General features: G+C 73.4%; 15 protein-coding genes. 13 read left to right on the top strand and 2 right to left on the bottom strand.

Features of this window, described 5'->3' with window-relative positions; all coding sequences use genetic code 11:
- The first annotated feature begins 144 nt into the window (after window positions 1–144).
- Complete coding sequence (locus ACQPYD_RS30520) at window positions 145–957, top strand: NAD(P)H-binding protein (protein ID WP_433698813.1); 813 nt, start codon at window positions 145–147, stop codon at window positions 955–957.
- 218 nt (window positions 958–1,175) lie between these two features.
- Here the strand turns inward: ACQPYD_RS30520 and ACQPYD_RS30515 are convergent, their stop codons facing one another.
- On the bottom strand, window positions 1,176–2,333 hold the full coding sequence (locus tag ACQPYD_RS30515; RefSeq protein WP_433698812.1) for an acyl-CoA dehydrogenase family protein: 1,158 nt from the start codon (window positions 2,331–2,333) through the stop codon (window positions 1,176–1,178).
- 124 nt (window positions 2,334–2,457) lie between these two features.
- Between ACQPYD_RS30515 and ACQPYD_RS30510 the strand changes: the two genes are divergently transcribed.
- From ACQPYD_RS30510 to ACQPYD_RS30490, 5 genes are all read left to right on the top strand, one after another.
- Window positions 2,458–3,171 (top strand): TetR/AcrR family transcriptional regulator, encoded by a 714-nt coding sequence (locus tag ACQPYD_RS30510; protein WP_433698811.1) that lies wholly within the window; start codon window positions 2,458–2,460, stop codon window positions 3,169–3,171.
- A 131-nt stretch (window positions 3,172–3,302) separates the two neighbouring features.
- Window positions 3,303–3,773: a hypothetical protein gene (locus tag ACQPYD_RS30505; RefSeq protein WP_433698810.1), complete on the top strand. Its 471-nt coding sequence runs from the start codon at window positions 3,303–3,305 to the stop codon at window positions 3,771–3,773.
- A gap of 123 nt (window positions 3,774–3,896) precedes the next feature.
- Window positions 3,897–5,522, top strand: a complete 1,626-nt coding sequence (locus tag ACQPYD_RS30500) for a peptide chain release factor 3 (protein WP_267946974.1) — start codon at window positions 3,897–3,899, stop codon at window positions 5,520–5,522.
- A gap of 760 nt (window positions 5,523–6,282) precedes the next feature.
- The gene (locus tag ACQPYD_RS30495; RefSeq protein WP_267946973.1) at window positions 6,283–7,572 is read left to right on the top strand and encodes a citrate synthase; all 1,290 of its coding nucleotides are present in this window, start codon (window positions 6,283–6,285) and stop codon (window positions 7,570–7,572) included.
- Window positions 7,573–7,800: 228 nt separating this feature from the next.
- Entirely contained in the window at window positions 7,801–8,604 is an 804-nt protein-coding gene (locus ACQPYD_RS30490) for a DUF308 domain-containing protein (RefSeq protein WP_433698809.1), read from the top strand.
- Between the two features lie 6 nt (window positions 8,605–8,610).
- Here ACQPYD_RS30490 and ACQPYD_RS30485 read toward each other — a convergent pair whose 3' ends face one another.
- The gene (locus tag ACQPYD_RS30485) at window positions 8,611–8,940 is read right to left on the bottom strand and encodes a putative quinol monooxygenase (protein WP_433698807.1); all 330 of its coding nucleotides are present in this window, start codon (window positions 8,938–8,940) and stop codon (window positions 8,611–8,613) included.
- Window positions 8,941–9,170: 230 nt separating this feature from the next.
- Here ACQPYD_RS30485 and ACQPYD_RS30480 point away from each other — a divergent pair, with 230 nt between their 5' ends.
- From ACQPYD_RS30480 to ACQPYD_RS30450, 7 genes are all read left to right on the top strand, one after another.
- On the top strand, window positions 9,171–10,343 hold the full coding sequence (locus ACQPYD_RS30480; RefSeq protein WP_433698806.1) for a macrolide family glycosyltransferase: 1,173 nt from the start codon (window positions 9,171–9,173) through the stop codon (window positions 10,341–10,343).
- Window positions 10,344–10,693: 350 nt separating this feature from the next.
- Complete coding sequence (locus ACQPYD_RS30475) at window positions 10,694–11,266, top strand: AAA family ATPase (protein WP_433698805.1); 573 nt, start codon at window positions 10,694–10,696, stop codon at window positions 11,264–11,266.
- A gap of 259 nt (window positions 11,267–11,525) precedes the next feature.
- On the top strand, window positions 11,526–12,785 hold the full coding sequence (locus ACQPYD_RS30470; protein ID WP_433698803.1) for a hypothetical protein: 1,260 nt from the start codon (window positions 11,526–11,528) through the stop codon (window positions 12,783–12,785).
- Window positions 12,782–15,358, top strand: coding sequence for a tetratricopeptide repeat protein (locus tag ACQPYD_RS30465; RefSeq protein WP_433698802.1), 2,577 nt, complete (start codon window positions 12,782–12,784; stop codon window positions 15,356–15,358). The genes ACQPYD_RS30470 and ACQPYD_RS30465 overlap by 4 nt, the downstream gene beginning before the upstream one ends.
- 17 nt (window positions 15,359–15,375) lie before the next feature.
- A complete protein-coding gene (locus ACQPYD_RS30460; protein ID WP_433698801.1) occupies window positions 15,376–16,809 on the top strand; it encodes a PP2C family protein-serine/threonine phosphatase in 1,434 nt (477 codons plus the stop codon).
- A complete protein-coding gene (locus tag ACQPYD_RS30455; RefSeq protein WP_433698800.1) occupies window positions 16,793–18,142 on the top strand; it encodes a vWA domain-containing protein in 1,350 nt (449 codons plus the stop codon). Before ACQPYD_RS30460 ends, ACQPYD_RS30455 begins: the two co-directional genes overlap by 17 nt.
- Before the next feature lie 9 nt (window positions 18,143–18,151).
- On the top strand, window positions 18,152–18,874 hold the full coding sequence (locus tag ACQPYD_RS30450; RefSeq protein WP_433698799.1) for an FHA domain-containing protein: 723 nt from the start codon (window positions 18,152–18,154) through the stop codon (window positions 18,872–18,874).
- The last annotated feature ends 1 nt before the right edge of the window (window position 18,875 follow it).

Raw genomic sequence — 18,875 nt, 5'->3', positions numbered from 1 at the left:
CGCCCACGGCCCGGAACCGCACCGCGGGCGGGGGCCGGCCCGGCCCGCCCGCGGGCCACGGTCGGCCCGGGTCCGCGCCCGGGATCGCGGTCCCGTTGGCGGTTCGTGTCCGGTCGGCCGCGCGCCGTCGGTACGGTGGTTCCAATGAGCACACTGGTCACCGGAGCCACCGGCATGGTGGGCCGTCGCGTCCTCACCGAGCTGACGCGGCGCGGGCTGCCCGCGACGGGGGCGTCCCGTTCCTCTCAGACGCGCCTGGACTGGACCGACACCTCCAACTGGGACGACGTCCTCAAGGGCGTGAGCAGTATCTTCGTGGTGACGCCGGTCGGCAGCGCCCTGGGGAACCGGGTCGCCGGGTTCCTGGAGAAGGCGGCCGACGCCGGGGTCGGGAGGGCGGTGGTCATGTCCGCCATGGGCACCGAGCACGCGCCCTCCGACTCGGACCAGCGCGCCGCCGAGCTGCGGGCCAAGGACCTGTTCCACACGTGGACGGTCCTGCGGCCCAACTGGCTGTTCCAGGACTTCACGGAGGGCACGTTCGCGAGTCTGGCGCGGTCCCGCAACGGCCGCCTCGAACTCCCCGTCAAGCGCCGGACCGAGGTCAGCTTCGTGGACGCCCGCGACGTCGCGGACACCGCCGTCGCCGCCCTGCTGGGCGACCACCGGGGCCGGGAGTACACGCTGACGGGCCCGCAGGCCCTCACCTTCCGCGAGGTGGTCAAGCGGACGAAGGGCACCGAGAGCCCCGTGTGGCGGTTCAAGACCGTGGACGAGGCGGGCTTCTACTTCCGCGCCACCAACCGGGGCTGGGGCGAGAGGTACATCGACACGCTCAACGAGCGCTTCGCCGCCGCCGTCTCGGGCCGGGCCGCCGAGGTCACCGAGGGGGTGCGCGCGGCCCTGAACCGCGACCCCATCCCGCTGGCCCGCTTCATGCGGGAGTCCGTCCTCTGACCCCCTCCGGGACCCCGTAGGGCCCTCTGCGGGAGCCCGGGCCAGGACGGGGCGCGGGCGGAACGGCGCGCCCCCGGCGACGCGCGACCGACGACCGGTCCCGGCGCGGGCGACCCGGCGGAGCGCGGACGGAGCAGACCCCCTGGCACGTGGTGCCCGGGGGTCTGCCGCTGTCACCTCACGACCGGGCCGTGAAGGCGCGAACCGGGGCCGACGGCCTACTTCTTGAGGAGCTGGCGGGCCATCACCATGCGCTGGATCTGGTTGGTGCCCTCGTAGATCTGGGTGATCTTGGCGTCGCGCATCATGCGCTCCAGCGGGAAGTCCTTGACGTAGCCCGCGCCGCCGAGCAGCTGCACCGCGTCGGTGGTGATCTCCATGGCGGCGTCGGAGGCGTAGCACTTGGCGGCGGCGCCGTAGAAGGCCAGGTCGTCGTCGCCGCGCTCGGACTTGGCGGCGGCCACGTAGACCATCTGCCGGGCGGTCTCCAGCTTCATCGCCATGTCGGCAAGCATGAACTGGATGCCCTGGAAGTCCGCGATCGCCTTGCCGAACTGCTTGCGCTCCTTGACGTAGGCCACGGCGTGGTCCAGGGCGCCCTGGGCGATGCCGACGGCCTGCGCGCCGATGGTGACGCGGGTGTGGTCCAGGGTGCGCAGGGCGATCTTGAGGCCCTCGCCCGGGGCGCCGACGATGCGGTCGCCGGGGATGCGCACGCTGTCGAAGAACAGCTCGCGGGTGGGGGAGCCCTTGATGCCGAGCTTGCGCTCGGGCTCGCCCAGGGTGAAGCCCTCGTCGTCGGCGTGGACGACGAACGCCGAGATGTTGCGGCCGCGGGCGCCCTCGGGGTCGGTCACGGCGAGGACCGTGTAGTACTCGCTGACGCCGGCGTTGGTGATCCAGGACTTCTGGCCGTTGAGGATCCAGTCGTCGCCGTCGGCCACGGCCTGGCTGCGCATGCTCGCGGTGTCGGAGCCGGCCTCGCGCTCGGACAGCCCGTAGGAGAACATCGCCTCGCCACTGGCCACCTTGGGCAGGTACCGCTGCTTGACGTCCTCGGAGGCGCCCAGGATCAGCGGCATGGTGCCGAGTTTGTTGACGGCGGGGATGAGGGAGGAGGAGGCGCACACGCGGGCGACCTCCTCGATGACGATGCAGGTGGCCAGGGCGTCGGCGCCGACGCCGTCGTACTGCTCGGCGATGTGCGGTGCGTGGAAGTCGGTGGCCACCAGGGCCTCCAGGGCGTCCTGCGGGAAGGCGCTCTTCTCGTCGACCTCGGCCGCGTGGGGCGCGATCTTGTCCTCGGAGACGGAGCGCACGGCCGCGCGCAGCTCCTCGTGCTCCTCGGTGGTCTTGAACAGGTCGAAGTCACTCATCCGATTCCCTTTCCCGGCACCGCGTGCCTTTCTGTGGCATCCAGTGCCAGAATAGGGGGTGGGAAGGGCGAAGTACACAGTCGGATAGCTTCTTGGCAGCTTCCGTACGTCGAAGGGGTGCGCCATGGCGCGGGAACGGTCGGGTGGGCGCGTGGCCACCCGCGAGGTGGTGCTGGCCTCCGTGCGGTTGTTCACCGAGAACGGGTTCGACGCCACCACGATGGACGGGATCGCCGCCGCCACCGGGGTGAGCCGCCGCAGCCTGTTCCGGCGCTTCGGGTCGAAGGAGGACATCCTCTTCGCCGAGCACGACGAGCTGTTCTCGACCGTGGTCCGCTACCTGGAGGCCTCCCCCGACGACCCGCTGAGCTCGGTGTTCGCCGCCGCGCGCCTGGTGCTCCAGGGGTACCTGGGGGACCCGGAGATCACCGTGCCGCGCTATCGGCTGGTGCGCGCGCACCCGCGCCTGCGGGACCGCGAGGTCGCGATGACCGCCCGCTACCAGGCGGCGTTCAGCCGCTTCCTGGCCGACCGGGAGGGCGGGGGCGGCGGCGGGGAGCGGTCCCTGGCCGCCGGGGTGGCCGCCGCCTCGCTCATCTCGGCGCACAACCACGTCCTCCGCTCGTGGCTGCGCAGCCCGGAGCAGGACCGGCGCGAGGTGTGGGCGAGCTTCGACGCCGCCATGGAGTTCGTCCGCCGGGCCGCCGAACCGATGCTGCGCGCCGAGGAGGGCTCCGAGCGGGAGCGCGTGCTGGTCGCCGTCTACCCCGGCGGCATCGGCCGGGACGAGCTGATCCGCCGTGTCACCGCCGCCGTGGAGGGGGCCGGGGGCGCCTGAGGCCCCGCGTCCCCGCCGCCGGCCTCCCGGCGGGACGGTGCCGTCCCGGAGGGCGGGGGCCCCGCTCCTCCGCGTGCCGCGGGGCCCGGCCGCCCCTGGACCGCGGCGCGCGCCCGGGGCACACTGACGGGATGGCGCGGTACTTCAGGATCCACGCGGACCACATCGGCCGCCTCGGGACGGGGGTCGGCCTCTTCGTCGCGGTCGACCACCTGCGCCGGGCCGGGCGGCTGTCGGAGGCCGAGGAGGACCTCTACTTCGACATCGACGACTGGTTCCGGGAGGCGCTGCCGACCCCTCCGTTCTACGCCGACGGGAACACGGTCGGCGCGGTGACCTGGTTCAAGCCGGAGGGGTGCGCGCACTTCGCCGGACGTCTCGACGCCCTCCGGGGCCTGCTCCGCGCCCACGGCGTGGAGCACCGCAGGAGCGAGTCCGACGACCCCGGCCGGATCGTCTACGAGGACGCCCACCAGGTAGGGGCCGTCCCCCGCACGCGGCGGGCGCCCACGCCCCTCCCCCTCGGGACGGTCCTCGGACCCACCACCGCCGGATCGAAGCGCCACCTCGGCAGGCGCGCCGCGCGCGGGCCCGGGGACTGAACCGCGTCGGCGGCGGGGCGCGGCGGCCGGGTTCCTGTCACCCGCACGCCCCGGCGAGCGTAGGCTGGACAGGGCCCACGGGCCGGTCGGACGACAGCACACGAGGCGGGGCGGACAGCGGGAATGAGTGTGGACACGGCGGGCGTGACCAAGCAGGAGTCAGAGGTCGCCCACGAGGCGGGGCGCCGGAGGACCTTCGCGGTCATCTCCCACCCCGACGCCGGAAAGTCGACCCTCACCGAGGCCCTGGCCCTGCACGCGGCGGCCATCTCCTCCGCCGGCGCCGTCCACGGCAAGGGCGACCGCAAGGGCGTCACCTCCGACTGGATGGACATGGAGCAGGACCGGGGGATCTCCATCACCTCGGCGGCGCTGCGCATCGACTACGACGGCCGCGTCCTCAACCTGCTCGACACCCCGGGCCACGCCGACTTCTCCGAGGACACCTACCGCGTCCTGTCCGCCGTGGACTGCGCGATCATGCTGCTGGACTCGGCCAAGGGCCTGGAGCCGCAGACCCTCAAGCTCTTCGACGTGTGCCGGGCGCGCAAGATGCCCGTGATCACGTTCGTCAACAAGTGGGACCGCCCCGGCCGCGAGCCGCTGGAGCTGCTGGACGAGATCGAGCAGCGCATCGGGCTGCGCCCCACCCCGATGAACTGGCCGGTGGGCATCGCGGGGGACTTCCGCGGCCTCGTCGACCGGACCAGCGGCGTCTACACGAAGATGACCCGCACGCCCGGCGGCGCCACCAAGGCCGTCGAGGAGGTCCTGGAGCCCGAGCGGGCGGCCGAGGTCGAGCTGGACGCCTGGGTGCAGGCGCAGGAGGAGATCGAGCTCCTGGAGGCGCTCGGCGCCGACTTCGACCCCGAGTCGTTCATGGCGGGGGAGTCCTCCCCGGTGCTGTTCGGCGCGGCCCTGTCCAACTTCGGCGTCGGCCAGCTGCTGGACACGGTGGTCGAGCTGGCCCCGGCCCCCTCGGCCAAGCTCGACGCCAAGGACCGGCCGCGCAGGGTGGAGCAGCCCTTCTCCGGCCAGGTCTTCAAGATGCAGGCCAACATGGACAAGAACCACCGGGACCGCATGGCGTTCCTGCGGGTGAGCTCGGGCCGGTTCGACCGCGGCATGGTCCTCACCCACGCCTCCACCGGCCGCCCCTTCGCGACCAAGTACACGCAGGCGGTGTTCGGCTCGGACCGCTCCACCATCGACACCGCCTACCCCGGTGACGTGATCGCCCTGGTCAACGCCCAGGCGCTGGCGGTCGGCGACACCCTGTACGACGGGCCCAAGGTCGACTTCCCGCCGATCCCGAGCTTCGCCCCCGAGCACTTCGTGGTGGCGCGCGCGGTCGACGCGGGCAAGTACAAGCAGTTCCAGCGGGGTATCGCCCAGCTCGACGCCGAGGGCGTGGTGCAGGTCCTGACCTCCGACGTGCGCGGCGAGCAGGCGCCCGTGCTGGCGGCGGTCGGCCCGCTCCAGTTCGACGTGGTCAAGCACCGCATGGACCAGGAGTTCCGCAGCCCGGTGGAGGCGTCGCCGCTGGACTACTCGGTGGCGCGCCGCACCGACGAGGAGTCGGCCCCCGTGCTGCACGCCCTGTCGGGGGCGGAGGTGCTCAGGCGCCGCTCCGACGGAGAACTCCTGGTGCTGGTGCACAACAAGTGGCGTCTGAGGGTCATCGAGCGGGACCACCCCTCGCTGCTCATGGAGCCCCTGCTGGCGGGCGGCGTCGACGAGGGCGAGTGACGTCCTCCGCCGGCGTCCGGGATCGGAGCCGGCGGCCGGGAGCGGGACCGGCCTCGTCCCGCGTGCCGCGCGTCCGTCCCCCGAGTGTGCCGGGAGGGGCGCACGGGACCGCCCCGGGTGGGGGCGCGGGCCGCGGGCGGCGCCACGCGCGGAGAGCGCTCCGCCACTGCCGGGGCCCGTGTGAACTCTCGTGCCGCACGCACACCACGAGCCCATCGTGGCTCCGCTCCGCCGTGCCCAGAGGTGCCCGCGGGACCGCTGTTGTGCAGGCAGAGGTCAAGATCACCAAGCAGGGGGTACCCCGTGTCAACCCCCTTGATCAGGGCGAAGGTACCCTGAGAGAAGGCCGCTAGGGCGCGTTCGAACACCTGGCCGCACTGAGCTTCGTTCGGATATGTCCACTTCTGTGAAGAGGGCGCCGAGGGGCCGGTCCGGGCGGGTGGCGGGGTGCTCAGGGGACCACCACAGGAGGCGGTGACGACGCCGGGAGAACCCCCGGTGCCGTCTGCGACGTCTCAGGGCGATCACGGAGTAATCGACAATCGGCAAAGTTTGTAAATCTTCACCGTGCGGTAATTCTTCTCACGTCTGGGTATGTGTTGCATGTCACCTGTTCGTGAATCGGTGAAACTTATATGATTTTGCTTAACAGTCGTTTAACAAAACAGAACAATAACGAGTGAATCAAGAACGTGGCGGCAGACCGCCCCGCGTCTGACGCACCTCACGTATCCCCCGCTGGGAAAGGTTGACCTCGGGCATGAGCGAAGACGACAAAGACCGCACGGTGGAGCTCCACTACGAGGGCGGCGTGCTGAAGCTGCCGGTGTTCACCGGTACCGAGGGTGAACGCACCATCGAGCTGAAGACCCTGCTGGGGTCGACCGGAATGACGACCCTGGACCCCGGGTTCGGCAACACCGCTTCGTGTAGCTCGAAGATCACCTATATCGACGGGGCCGCCGGCATCCTGCGCTACCGCGGGTACCCGATCGAGGACCTCGCCGTGGGCGCGACCTTCCTGGAGGTCGCCTACCTGGTCATCTACGGCGAGCTCCCCGAGCCCGGCCAGCTGAAGGAGTTCTCCGACGGCCTGCGCGACAACGCCGACATCCCGGCCGAGATGGGCGCGTTCATCGACGCGATGCCCCGCAACGGCCACCCGATGGCGCTCATGGCCAGTGCCGTCAACACCCTCGCCGCGTACTACGACGACAGCGTGGACCCGGGCGACGACGCCCAGGTGGAGCTCGCCACGATCCGGCTGCTGGCCAAGCTGCCGACGATCGCGGCCCGCATCTACCGCAACTCCATCGGCGAGACGCCGATCTCCCCGGACGACTCGCTCGACTACGTCGACAACTTCATCCGGATGACCTTCGGGGACAAGGCCCCCACCGGCGAGCTCGGCGACCTGTTCAACAAGGCCGTCGGCATGCTGCTCGTCCTGCACGCGGACCACGAGCTGAACTGCTCCACCGCCACCGTGCGCGTGGTCGGCTCCTCGCAGGCCGACATCTACGCCAGCGTCGCCTCCGGCATCAACGCCCTGTCCGGCCCGTCCCACGGCGGCGCCAACCAGGCCGTGCTGGAGATGCTGGAGGAGATCCGCGACTCGGGCATCTCCATCGAGGACTTCCTGGAGAAGGTCAAGGCGCGCGAGATGCGCCTCATGGGCTTCGGGCACCGGGTCTACAAGAACTTCGACCCCCGCAGCAAGGAGATCAAGGTTCTGGCGAGCCAGATCCTCGACCGGGACGAGAACCCGGACGAGCTGTTCTCCCTGGCGCTCAAGCTGGAGGCCGCGGCGCTCGCCGACTCCTACTTCACGGAGCGCAAGCTCTACCCGAACGTCGACTTCTACACCGGCGTCATCTACCGCACCATGGGTTTCCCCACCAACATGTTCACCGTGTTGTTCGCGATCGGCCGTCTGCCCGGCTGGGTCGCCCACTACCGCGAGCAGCTGCACGACCCGGCCTTCCGGATCGCGCGCCCGCGCCAGCACTACGTCGGCTCCGCCGAGCGACGCCTCCCGGGCCAGGGCTAGGCCCCGCCCGAGGCGCACCACGGTGCCCGCCCACGCCGCCGGCGAGGGCGGGCACCGTCGTCTCCGTTCACCCGCGTACCGGCCGCGCCGGGGCGGCGACACTGTCCCTACCGGTACATAGGCCGCCCTTTCCCCGCATTTTGCGTACAGTCTGTCATCCATGTGCGACCTTGAGGGAAGTTGCAGGGTGTGGCCCGCACGGGCCGTGCCGGTGAAGGGGAGGCGACGATGGTCCGGTACGCGTTGACCGGTGACCTGCTCGGTGAGCTGAGCCGGCACTGGTGGGTTGTGGTCCTCCGCGGCGTCGCCGCGGTGCTCTTCGGACTGATCGCCCTCGTGTGGCCCGGGGTCACCCTGGTCGCCCTGGCGATCGTGTTCGGTGTCTACGCGCTGGTCGACGGCGCGGCCCTGGGCTACGCGGCGTACCGCGCCGCGCCGGGCAGCAGGGGCTCCCTCGCCGCCCAGGCGGCCGTCAGCGTCCTGCTGGGCCTGATCGCCCTGATCTGGCCGGTCGCCTTCGGCATGGCGGTCGTGCTCGTGATCGGTGCGTGGGCCGTCATCACCGGTGTGGCCGAGATCGTCACCGCCATCCGCCTGCGCGCGCACATCAGCTCGGAGTGGCTGCTGATCTTCGTCGGCGCGCTCTCCGTCGTGTTCGGCCTCCTCCTGTGGTTCTGGCCGCTGGAGGGCGCGCAGGCCATCGTGTTCGTGGTCGGCGTCTACGCCGTCATCTTCGGGGTCGTGATGGCTGTCGCCGGGTTCCGGCTCCGCGGGGCGCACGCCGCCGTCCGGGACGGCGACGGCGACGGCGCTCCCCTCGCCCGGGACGAGCCCCGCCCCGCCGAGGAGGGCTCCGGGCTGACCGCGTTCGACGACGGCTACGCGGGCGGCTACGCCGACGGCTACCGCGGGGACGAGAGGACCGGGCCGGACGACGACGGCCCGGAGGGGACCGACGGCGAGGGCGCCTCCAGGCGCCCCGGCGGAGGACGCCACCGCGCGCCCCGGGAGCGGCCGGAGGACCCGCAGTGAGGCGCCTCAGCCCTCGCTGACCGCGAGCGATCCGAGGTGGTCGACCTGGCTTCCGGGGACGACCACCTCGGCCTTCCTCCTCTGCCAGGCCAGGAAGTGCGCGGTCCCGCGATGCGCGAGCAGGGCCTCCCGGTCGGCGAACACCTCGTACACCCGGAAGACGTCCGGGTCGGCGCCGTCCTGCACCACGTCGAAGCGCAGGCAGCCGGGCTCCTCGCGCACCGCCGCCGACGCGTTGAGGGAGATCCCGGCGAGGAAGTCCTCCCGGCGGCCGGGGAGGACCCGCAGGGAGATGACGAGCGCGACCGGCGCGAGGCCGGGGACCGAGGCGGGCACGGGACCTCCGGAAGGGGTGCGGGAGCGGTGCCGGGGACCCGATCCTACGGCCGGAGGGGCCCGGGAAAACGGCTTGTGGCCGCCAGAACGCCACGGATAGCATCACGCCATGCACATGCTTCAGATGTACGGCTAGAGGCCCGCGTCGAGCGACGCCGCCGCGCACCGCCCCGGTCCCGGGGCCCGGTGCCCCACAGCCCTACCCGACATCTGCACACGGAGACACTGCGATGACCCGTCGCGCCCACATCGCCATGGTCGGCGTTCCCGCCGTCAGCCACGTCCTGCCCAGCCTGGAGATCATCCGGGAGCTGGCGGCCCGCGGCCACCGCGTCACCTACGCCAACGACCCCCTGATGGCCGACCTGATCACCGGCGCAGGCGCCGAACTCGTCCCCTGCGCCACGACCCTGCCCGTCGCCGACGCCGACTGGCCGGAGGACCCGATCCGGGCGATGGACGTCTTCCTGGAGGACGGGATGGCCCAGCTCCCCGTCGTCCGGGCCGCCTACGAGGACGACCGCCCCGACCTCTTCCTGTACGACATCGCCGGGTACCCCGCCCGCGTGCTCGGCGAGAACTGGGGCATCCCCAGCGTGCAGCTCTCGCCCACCTACGTGGCGTGGGCCGACCACGGGGACACCGTCATGGAGACGCTGCGCGCCCTGCCCGGGGCGGCCGAGCACTTCGCCAGGTTCGACGCCTGGCTGGCGGAGAACGGCGTCACCGGGCTGGACCACGCCTCGTTCGCCGGGCGCCCGGACCGCGCGCTGGCGCTGATCCCGCGCGAGATGCAGCCGTACGCGGACACCGTCGCCGACACGGTCACCTTCGTCGGCCCCTGCCTGGGCGCGCGGACGGACCAGGGCGGGTGGACGCGCCCGGCGGGCGCGGAGAAGGTGCTGCTGGTGTCCCTGGGGTCGGCGTTCACCGACCTGCCCGGGTTCTACCGCGAGTGCCTGAAGGCCTTCGGCGACCTGCCGGGCTGGCACGTCGTCCTCCAGATCGGCAAGTTCGTCGACCCCGCGGAGCTGGGGGAGATCCCGGCCAACGTGGAGACGCACCCCTGGGTGCCGCAGCTGGACATCCTGCGCCGGGCCGACGCGTTCGTCACCCACGCGGGCATGGGGGGCTCCAACGAGGGCCTGTACTGCGGGGTGCCGATGATCGCGGTCCCGCAGGCCACCGACCAGTTCGACAACGCCGACCGGCTGGTGGAACTCGGCGTCGCCCGGAGGATCGACACGGCGGACGCCGACGCGGCCGCGCTCCGCGCGGCCCTGCTGGAACTGGCCTCCGACCCGGAGGTCGCCCGGAGGCTGGCCGGCATCAGCGCCAGGCTCCAGGAGAGCGGCACCGCGTACGCGGCCGACCTGGTCGAGGCGGAGCTCCCGGCCCGCTAGGCCGTGGTCCGGGGACACCCGCCCTGCTGCGCGTCGCCCCGGCACGCCCCTCGCGGCGTTCTCATCAGTCGACAGGACCCCACCCTGACTCCTTCTTCGGCCTTGCGATGAACGCACCGGATGCGCCGCTCGCGACGGACAGCATCCACGGACCACGCCCTGGGCCGTGGTCCGGGGGTCGTTCCGGGCCCGCGTCCGCCGGACCGCCCCTCGCCGCGCCGAAGGCGCCCGGACGGCCGGCCCCGGGCCTTCCGGAGGGCCGGAGGCCGCTCCTCCGGAAGGCACCGCGGACCGGAGGGGCGCGAACCGCATCCGGCCCTCCGGGGCCGCCCGACAACCCAGGGAGAACCATGGACCACCTCGTCGTCGTCACCGGAGGCCCCGGCTCCGGGAAGACCGCGCTGATCGAGCACCTGGCCGCGCTCGGCCACGCGCGCACGGCCGAGGCCGGGCGGGCGATCATCCGCGACCAGAGGGAGATCGACGGCCCCGGCCTGGCCTGGCGCGACGACGACCTGTTCGCCGAGCTGATGCTGTCCTGGGAGATGCGCTCGCACCGCGAGGCCTCCGCGTGGGAGGGCCCGGTCTTCTGCGACCGGGGCGTTCCCGACCTGGTCGGCTACTTCCTGCTGCGCGGGCTCCCGGTGCCCGCGCACGTCGACCGGGCGGCCCGGCGGTTCCGCTACCACCGCCGGGTGTTCGTCGCCCCGCCGTGGCCGGAGATCTTCACCGGCGACGCCGAGCGCCACCAGTCCCCTGAGGAGGCCGAGCGCACCCATCGGGCGATGGTCGAGGCCTACCCCGCGTACGGCTACGAGCTGGTGGAGCTGCCGCGCGTCCCGGTCGCGGAGCGGGCGCGGTTCGTGCTGGACGTCCTGGGCACGGAGCCCCGCGTCCCGGGGGCGCGGGCCGGGCGCGGCTGAGCCCCCGGGCCCGGCGACAGCGGTGGCACCGGCGTGGGAGGGTGTCTGTCATGTCACGGTGGTCTGGTTCACAAAGGGTGAGGAACTGGCCGTTCATGGCCGTAAAGCGGGCACTCTCTTGTGGTTCGCGGACCTCCCCGCCAGACTCGTGTCAGGTAAAGGAACATCGACCGTTCCCGCTCGGGCACACGCGGGCCGGGGCGCACTGACGGGAGTGGTACGGAAGGTGGCGAGTGCGTCGGGGGCCGGTATACCGCCCATGAGCTGGGAGGGCATCGACCACGACCTCAACCGCGTGCGCGGGGAGGCCGACCGGATCACCCTCAACCTCGCGGACCTGGACGCCCACGTCGGACACCGGCTCCTGAAGGGCGCGGCCCTCGAGGGCCGGACCCGGCAGCGCTGGGAGCACGCCGACACGCATGTCCACACCCTGTGGACGGTCTACGACGCCTTCCGCCTCGTGGTGGACGAGGCCACCCGGTTGCGCGCGGACGGCGGGGGACCCGGGGCGCAGGCCGCGCTGACCGCCCTGCTCAACGGGCCCTCGGTGGTGCTCCCCGCACGGCACGCGCCCCTCGGCGAGCGGGGACTGCTCCACGCCGACGAGGAGGCGGTGACCCTCGCCGACGCCGTCGCCCGCATGTCCGCCGCCTACGAGGAGGCCACCGGGGTCATCTCGGAGGTCGGGGCCGCCTGGGACGCGCTCCACCCGAGGCTCGGCGAACTCGACGCGATGTGGCAGGAGATCGGCACCCTCTCCGACATGGTCGAGCTCGGCGAGGACGAGTACGAGGCCCTCCGGGCCGACCTCGCCGCCGTGGGCGCCACGGTCCGCACCGACCCCCTCTCACTGGTCGAGGACGGGCGCGTCGACACCTCCGCCCTCGACCGCCTGCGCCAGGCCCTGGAGCGCGTGCGCGGCGAACTCCGCGACGCCCTGCGCATGCGCGACTCCTACACCGAGAGCGTCGAGCGGCTCGGCTCCGCCATCGACGGCGTCGAGGAGGCCGTCGCACGCGCCCGCGGGCTCCGCGCCCGGGTCGTCGCCAAGGTCTCCTCGCCCGCCGCCGTCGAGGTCCCGGACCCGGTGCCGGGACTGCGGGCGGGCATCGGCGAGATGGACTCCCTGCGCGCCCGGGGGCGCTGGCGCGAACTCGGCACGCGGCTGGGAGAACTCCAGCGCGCCGTCCACGAGGCCGCCGACGACGCGCGCGACCGCGAGGAGGACCTCGCCGGGCTCCTGGAGCGCCGCGCCGAGCTGCGCGGGCGCCTGGACGCCTTCCGCGCCCGCGCGGCGCGGCTGGGGCTCGCCGAGGACGAGCGCCTGGCCGGACTCCACGCCCGGGCCCACGCGGAACTGTGGTCGGCCCCCTGCGACCTGCGTGCCGCTACGGTCTCCCTGTCGTCCTACCTCCGGGCGCTCCACGAACTCGGCGGAACCGAAACGCCCGGGGACAGAACCACACCGGGCACGGGCGCGTCAGACGGCGAGAGCGATGGTGGTGTGAGCAGATGACCAAGTGCACGGCCCCCGGCTGCCACGGCCGGATCGAGGACGGCTTCTGTGGTGTGTGCGGCCTGGCCCCGGTGGAGGAGCGACCCACCGGGACGACCGCGCCCCCGGCATCCGGCGCACCCTCCCCGGGAGGGGCTCCGCGGCCCTCGGACGCCCCCGGGGCGTTCGGCGCGCCCCGAGCCGGGGCCGGGCCCGCGTTCGGCGGTCCGCCTCCGCCGGGCTCCGGTCCGCAGCGGTCCTTCGCGCCCCCCGGCGGGACCGGGCCGAGGGCCGGGTCCGGAGCCGGGGACCAGGGGCCCGGGAAGGGCCGGCGGCAGGGTTCCGGCCCCCGGCCGTCGCCCGTGGTGACCCCGCCGGGCGAGGTCCCCGACCAGTGGCCCTCCTCCACCCCCTCCTCCGGCGGCGACCCCGCCCCCTCCCACCCGCTCTCCGGCAACGTCAAGCTCTCCGGGCGGTCCGGTCCCGGCAGCATCTCCGGCACGGTCGGCCCGGGGCCCGACGGCCCGGGCACCGGGCGCTTCGGCCGCCGGGGCTCCTCCCGGGGCATGCTCGGCATGGGCATGGTCATGGTGCCCCCGGTGCCCTACCGGGACCCCTCCGAGGCCGTCATGCGCAACCCGGTCGTCTCGGAGAAGAACCGCTTCTGCGGCAACTGCGGCGAGAAGGTCGGCCGCAGCAGGGGCGAGCAGCCGGGCCGCACCGAGGGCTTCTGCCGCAAGTGCGGCACCCAGTTCTCGTTCACCCCCAAGCTCTCCCCCGGGGACAGGGTCGGCGGTCAGTACGAGGTGCTCGGCTGCCTCGCCCACGGCGGCCTCGGCTGGATCTACCTGGCCCGCGACCGCAACGTCAACGACCGGTGGGTCGTCCTCAAGGGCCTGCTCAACTCCGGTGACGCCGAGGCGCACAAGGCGGCCGCCGCGGAACGGGCGTTCCTGTCCGAGGTCGAGCACCCCAACATCGTCAAGATCATCAACTTCTCGCAGCACCCCGACCCGCGTACCGGGATCCCCGGCGGGCACATCGTCATGGAGTACGTCGGGGGCAAGTCCCTGCGCGAACTGCTCATAGAGCGCCGCGAGGACGACTCCGACGCCGTGCTCCCCGTCGACCAGGTCATCGCCTACGGCCTGGAGGCCCTGCGGGCCCTCGGCTACCTGCACTCCAGGGGCCTGCTGTACTGCGACTTCAAGCCCGACAACGTCATCCAGAGCGAGGAGCAGATCAAGCTCATCGACCTCGGCGGCGTCCGGCGCATGGACGACACCGTCAGCCCCGTGTACACGACCCCCGGCTACCGCGTGACCGAGGACGAGCTGCGCGGCCCCGGCCCCACCGTCAGCGCCGACCTGTACTCGGTGGGCCGCGCGCTGGCCGTGCTCAGCTTCCGCTTCAGCTTCATGCGCGAGTACCCGCACAGCATCCCCCCGCGCGAGACCGTGCCGCTGCTCCAGCGCTTCGAGTCGTACGACCGGCTCCTGCGCCGCTCCGTCCACAGCGAGCTCGAACTCCGCTTCCACGACGCGAGCGACATGGCCGACCAGCTCACCGGCGTCCTGCGCGAGGTCCTGTCCGAACTGGAGGGGGCCCCGCACCCGGCGCCCTCCACCCTGTTCGGCGGCGAGAACTTCGGCACCCGCAGCGGCGTCGGCGCGCACGACGCCGACCGCATGCTCGCGCCGCCCGCCCCCACCGACGCGGCCGCCCTGCTGCCCGCGCCCCTCGTCGACCGGGGCGACCCGGCGTCCCAGCACCTGCGGGGGTTCCGGGCCCTTCCCCCGGAGGAGCTCGTCCCCGCCCTGCGCGCGATGCCCGCGCCCACGCCCGAGACCCTGCTGATGCTGGCCCGCGCGCTCATCACGCTCGGCCGGCAGGGCGAGGCGGTGGACGCCCTCCAGAAGTTCAGCGAGGCCGTCCCCGGGGACTGGCGCACCATGTGGTACCTGGCGGTCGCCGAACTGAGCACCGCCCGGTTCCGCGATGCCCGCGACCACTTCGACGAGCTGTACGACCACCTCCCGGGGGAGGCCGCGCCCAAGCTCGGCCTGGCGCTCGCCTGCGAGCGGACCGGTGAGCTCGACACCGCGGCCCACCAGTACCGGACGGTCTGGAACACCGACCACTCCTTCGTCAGCGCCGCGTTCGGCCTGGCCCGCGTCCGCCTCGCCCAGGGCGACCGGGACGCCGCCGTCGCCGTCCTCGACAGGGTCCCGGAGATGTCCAGCCTCCACGTCCACGCCCAGACCGCGCTGATCGCCGTGCTCTCCGCCCGGCACCCCGGGACGGGCGCCGCCGACTTCGTCGAGGCCGGACGGCGCCTGGAGCGCGTCGGCCTGGACAGCGAGTCCGCCGACCGGCTGGCCGCGCGCGTCCTGGAGTCCGCCCTGGGATGGCTCGACGGAGGTGGCGCCGCACCCGGCGGCGGAAGCCTGCTCGACGGCCCGTTCACCGAGGAGGGGGTGCGGACCAACCTGGAGCGGCGCTACCGTGCGCTCGCCCAGCGGTCCACCGCCGCCTCGGAGCGGTACGAGCTGATCGACAAGGCCAACTCCCTGCGTCCCGTGACGCTGCTGTGAGGATCGAGGGAACGGCGATGACAACGGTGCGGACCTGCCCTGCCTGCTCGGACAGGGCGGCGGCGGGAGACGTCTTCTGCGAGGGGTGCGGCCGCCCCCTCCCGGAGCGGGAGGGGGGCGCCCCCGCGGAGCGCTCCGACAACGTGCCCACGGCCCCCCAGCAGAGCATGTCCGGCGCCACACGGGGGCCGGTCGGCGGCGGTGGCCCGGGGGGCGGCTCCCGCCCCGGACTCGTCCCGGCCGACGGTGGGCCGACGGCTCCGCAGGTGAGCCTGAACGGCGCCACCCGAGGCCCCGGGACCGGTACCGCGACCCCGGCCGCGCCCGCCGCCGGGGGAGGCCGTCCGAGGGGCGGCGGACCCGAGGCGGACCCGGGACGGCACGGGGCCGACTCGTTCACCACCCAGCCGATACGGCGGGACTCCCTGAGACCCCTGTCCGCCCCCGCGCCGTCCGCCGCCGCCGCGGCGCCGCCCCCGGCCGCACCGCCCGTCCCGGCGCCCGACTGGCCGCCGCCCGCCGTGGGCAGCAGCCCCGTCCAGCCCACCAACCCCGAGATGTGCGCGTGGTGCCCCGGCCGGGTCGGCGACGGCTACTGCGAGAAGTGCGGGTTCCTCCAGCCCACCGGGCGCGACCACGTCGAGGTGCGCACGGACGCGGCCGCGGGCGTCAGCGACCGCGGGCTCCGCCACCGGCGCAACGAGGACGCCATGGCCATCCGCGTCGTCGCCGCGGACGACCCCCGCGCGCCGGGCACGGTCTGCGCCGTGGTCTGCGACGGCGTGTCCAGCTCGCCCCGGTCCGACGAGGCCTCCCGGGTCACCGCGGAGACGGGGGCGACGGTCCTCGCGGAGCAGATCCGCCGGGGCGCCGATCCCCGCGAGGCCACCGCCGCGGCGATGACCAGGGCGGCCGAGGCCGTCGCGGGGATCGCCGAGTCGCTCGACTCCGCCCCCGCGTGCACGTTCGTGTCCGCGGTCGTCGACCCCGCCGCCGGGACGGTCACCGTCGGCTGGGTCGGGGACAGCCGCGCCTACTGGCTCTCCGGAGGGCCCAGGTCCAGCGCGTCGGCGCTGCTCACCCGGGACGACTCCTGGAGCGAGGCCATGGTGCAGATGGGGGCGCTCTCCCGCGAGGAGGCCATGAGGTCGGCCAACGCGCACGCCCTCATCGCGTGGATGGGCGCCGACTCCGGCGAGATCGACGCGCACATCTCCACCGTCACCCCGACCGGGCCCGGCACCGTCCTCCTGTGCAGCGACGGCCTGTGGAACTACTACCCCGAGGCGCAGTCGCTGACCGACGCGGTGCCGGGAGCGGGGGCCAGGCCCCACGAGGCCGCCCGCACCTACATCAGCCTCGCTCTGAGGGCCGGCGGCAAGGACAACATCACCGCGGTCCTCATCCCCGTACCCACCGAGCAAGGGGGTCCACGTGCCGAACAGGACTGACCGGTCCGCCGAACCGGAGTTCCGGATCGACGTCGACCAGAACAGGTTCCTGCCCATCGGCGGGCGCGAGGTGCACGCCGTCGTCAGCGTCACCTCCCGCAGCCCCGTCCTGGTGGGGTCCTCGGTGCGCGCCTCCGAGGTGATCATCGTCGACACCTCCGGTTCGATGTACGGGGAGAAGCTCCACGAGGCCAAGCGCGCCGCCCGCGCGGCCGTGGAGACGCTGCGCGAGGGGGTCAGATTCGCCCTGATCAGCGGCGGCAGCAAGGCACGCATGGCCTTTCCCGAGGGCGAGCGGCGGTTCGTCGAGGTGGACGCCGTCACCAGGGCCGAGGCCCTGGACGCCATCGGCGGGCTGCGCGCCGACGGCGGCACCCGGATGGGCGCCTGGCTGTCCCTCGCCGCGGAGCTGTTCGCCACCGTGGACGACGGCATCAAGCACGCCATCCTGCTCACCGACGGTCGGAACAACGAGGTCGCCGAGGAGTTCGAGCGGGTCCTGCGGCAGGTCGGCGGCCGGTTCGTGTGCGACTGCCGGGGCGTGGGCACCGACTGGAGGGTCGACGACCTGCGCCGTATCGACTCCGCGCTGCTCGGCGGCGGCCCCGGCCTCGTCGCCGACCCCGCCGACCTGGCCGCCGACTTCCGCGCCATGGCCCAGGCGTCCATGGGCAAGGCCGTCGCGGACGTCGTCCTGCGGCTGTGGACCCCGCAGAACTCCGTGGTGCGCTACGTCAAGCAGGTGTCGCCCACGGTGCAGGAGCTCACCCACCGGGCAGTGGCGCGCGCGCCCCAGGCGGGCGACTACCCCACGGGGTCGTGGGGCACCGAGAACCGCGACTACCACGTGTGCGTGGAGGTGCCCGCGGGCGACCCCGGACGGCAGCTGCGCGCCGGGTGGGTGCGTGTGGTCCTCCCCGGGACCGGGGGCGCGGAGGACCAGGTCCTCGCCTCCGGCAACATCCTCGCGGAGTGGACGGCGGACGAGGCCACGGCCACCCGGATCAACCCGCGGGTGGCGCACTACACCGGCCAGGTCGAACTGGCCCAGGCCATCCAGGAGGGGCTCGCGGCCCGTCGCGACGGGGACGAGAACACCGCCACCACGCGGTTGGGCCGTGCCGTCGCACTCGCGGAGCAGACGGGTGACGCGGAGACAGCGAGGCTCCTCGGAAAGGTGGTCGACGTCCTCGACCCGGTCACCGGCGCCGTCCGTCTCAAGCCCGGCGTCGACAAGGTCGACGAGATGACCCTGGACACCAACTCGACCCGGACCGTGCGGACCCGGCCCGGGGACGGGACCGGAACCCACGGCGCCCCCGGCCCCGGGTAGGAGGGACCCATGCCGAGTTGCCCCTCCGGGCACCACTCGACGGCGACTGACTTCTGCGACACCTGCGGGCTGCGCCTCCAGGCGCACTCCCCCTCGCCGCCGCCCCAGCAGTACCGGCCCCCGCCGCCGGAGGCCCCCGCGGGCCGTCCGGATCCGCCGCGCGCCCCCGCGCCGCGGCGGCCGCCCGCCGCGCCCAGGGGCGGCCCCTGCCCCGAGTGCTCGACCTCCCGTACCGGGCGCTTCTGCGAGGAGTGCGGCTACGACTTCGCCTCGCAGTCCGGCAGCCACACACGCGGGGGCTCCGAACAGGACGGCGCCCCGGCCGCCCCGCGCTGGCGGGTCATCGTCGTGGCCGACCCCGCCTACTACCAGTACATGGTCGACCGGGGCATGCTCGACCCCGCCCAGATCGCCTTCCCCCCGGTGAACAAGCAGCGCCGGGTGAGCCTGAAGGGCGACCGGGTCCACATCGGCCGTCGCAGCGCGTCCAGGGGCTTCACGCCCGAGATCGACCTGGGCGGGCCGAAGGGCGACCCGGCGATCTCCCACATCCACGCCATCCTGGTCGCCCAGCCCGACGGGACCTGGTCGATCGTCGACCCCGGGTCCACGAACGGGACCATGATCAACGGGACCGCCAACATGATCCCCCGCAAGGTGGAGGTGCCCCTGTATGACAGTGACCGGATCTACGTCGGAGCATGGACCGTCATCATCGTCCAGAAGGGGTGAA

Source organism: Nocardiopsis sp. CA-288880, from assembly GCF_050955985.1.
Classification (GTDB): Bacteria; Actinomycetota; Actinomycetes; order Streptosporangiales; family Streptosporangiaceae; genus Nocardiopsis; species Nocardiopsis tropica.
This window is presented reverse-complemented; position numbering and strand designations above follow the sequence as displayed.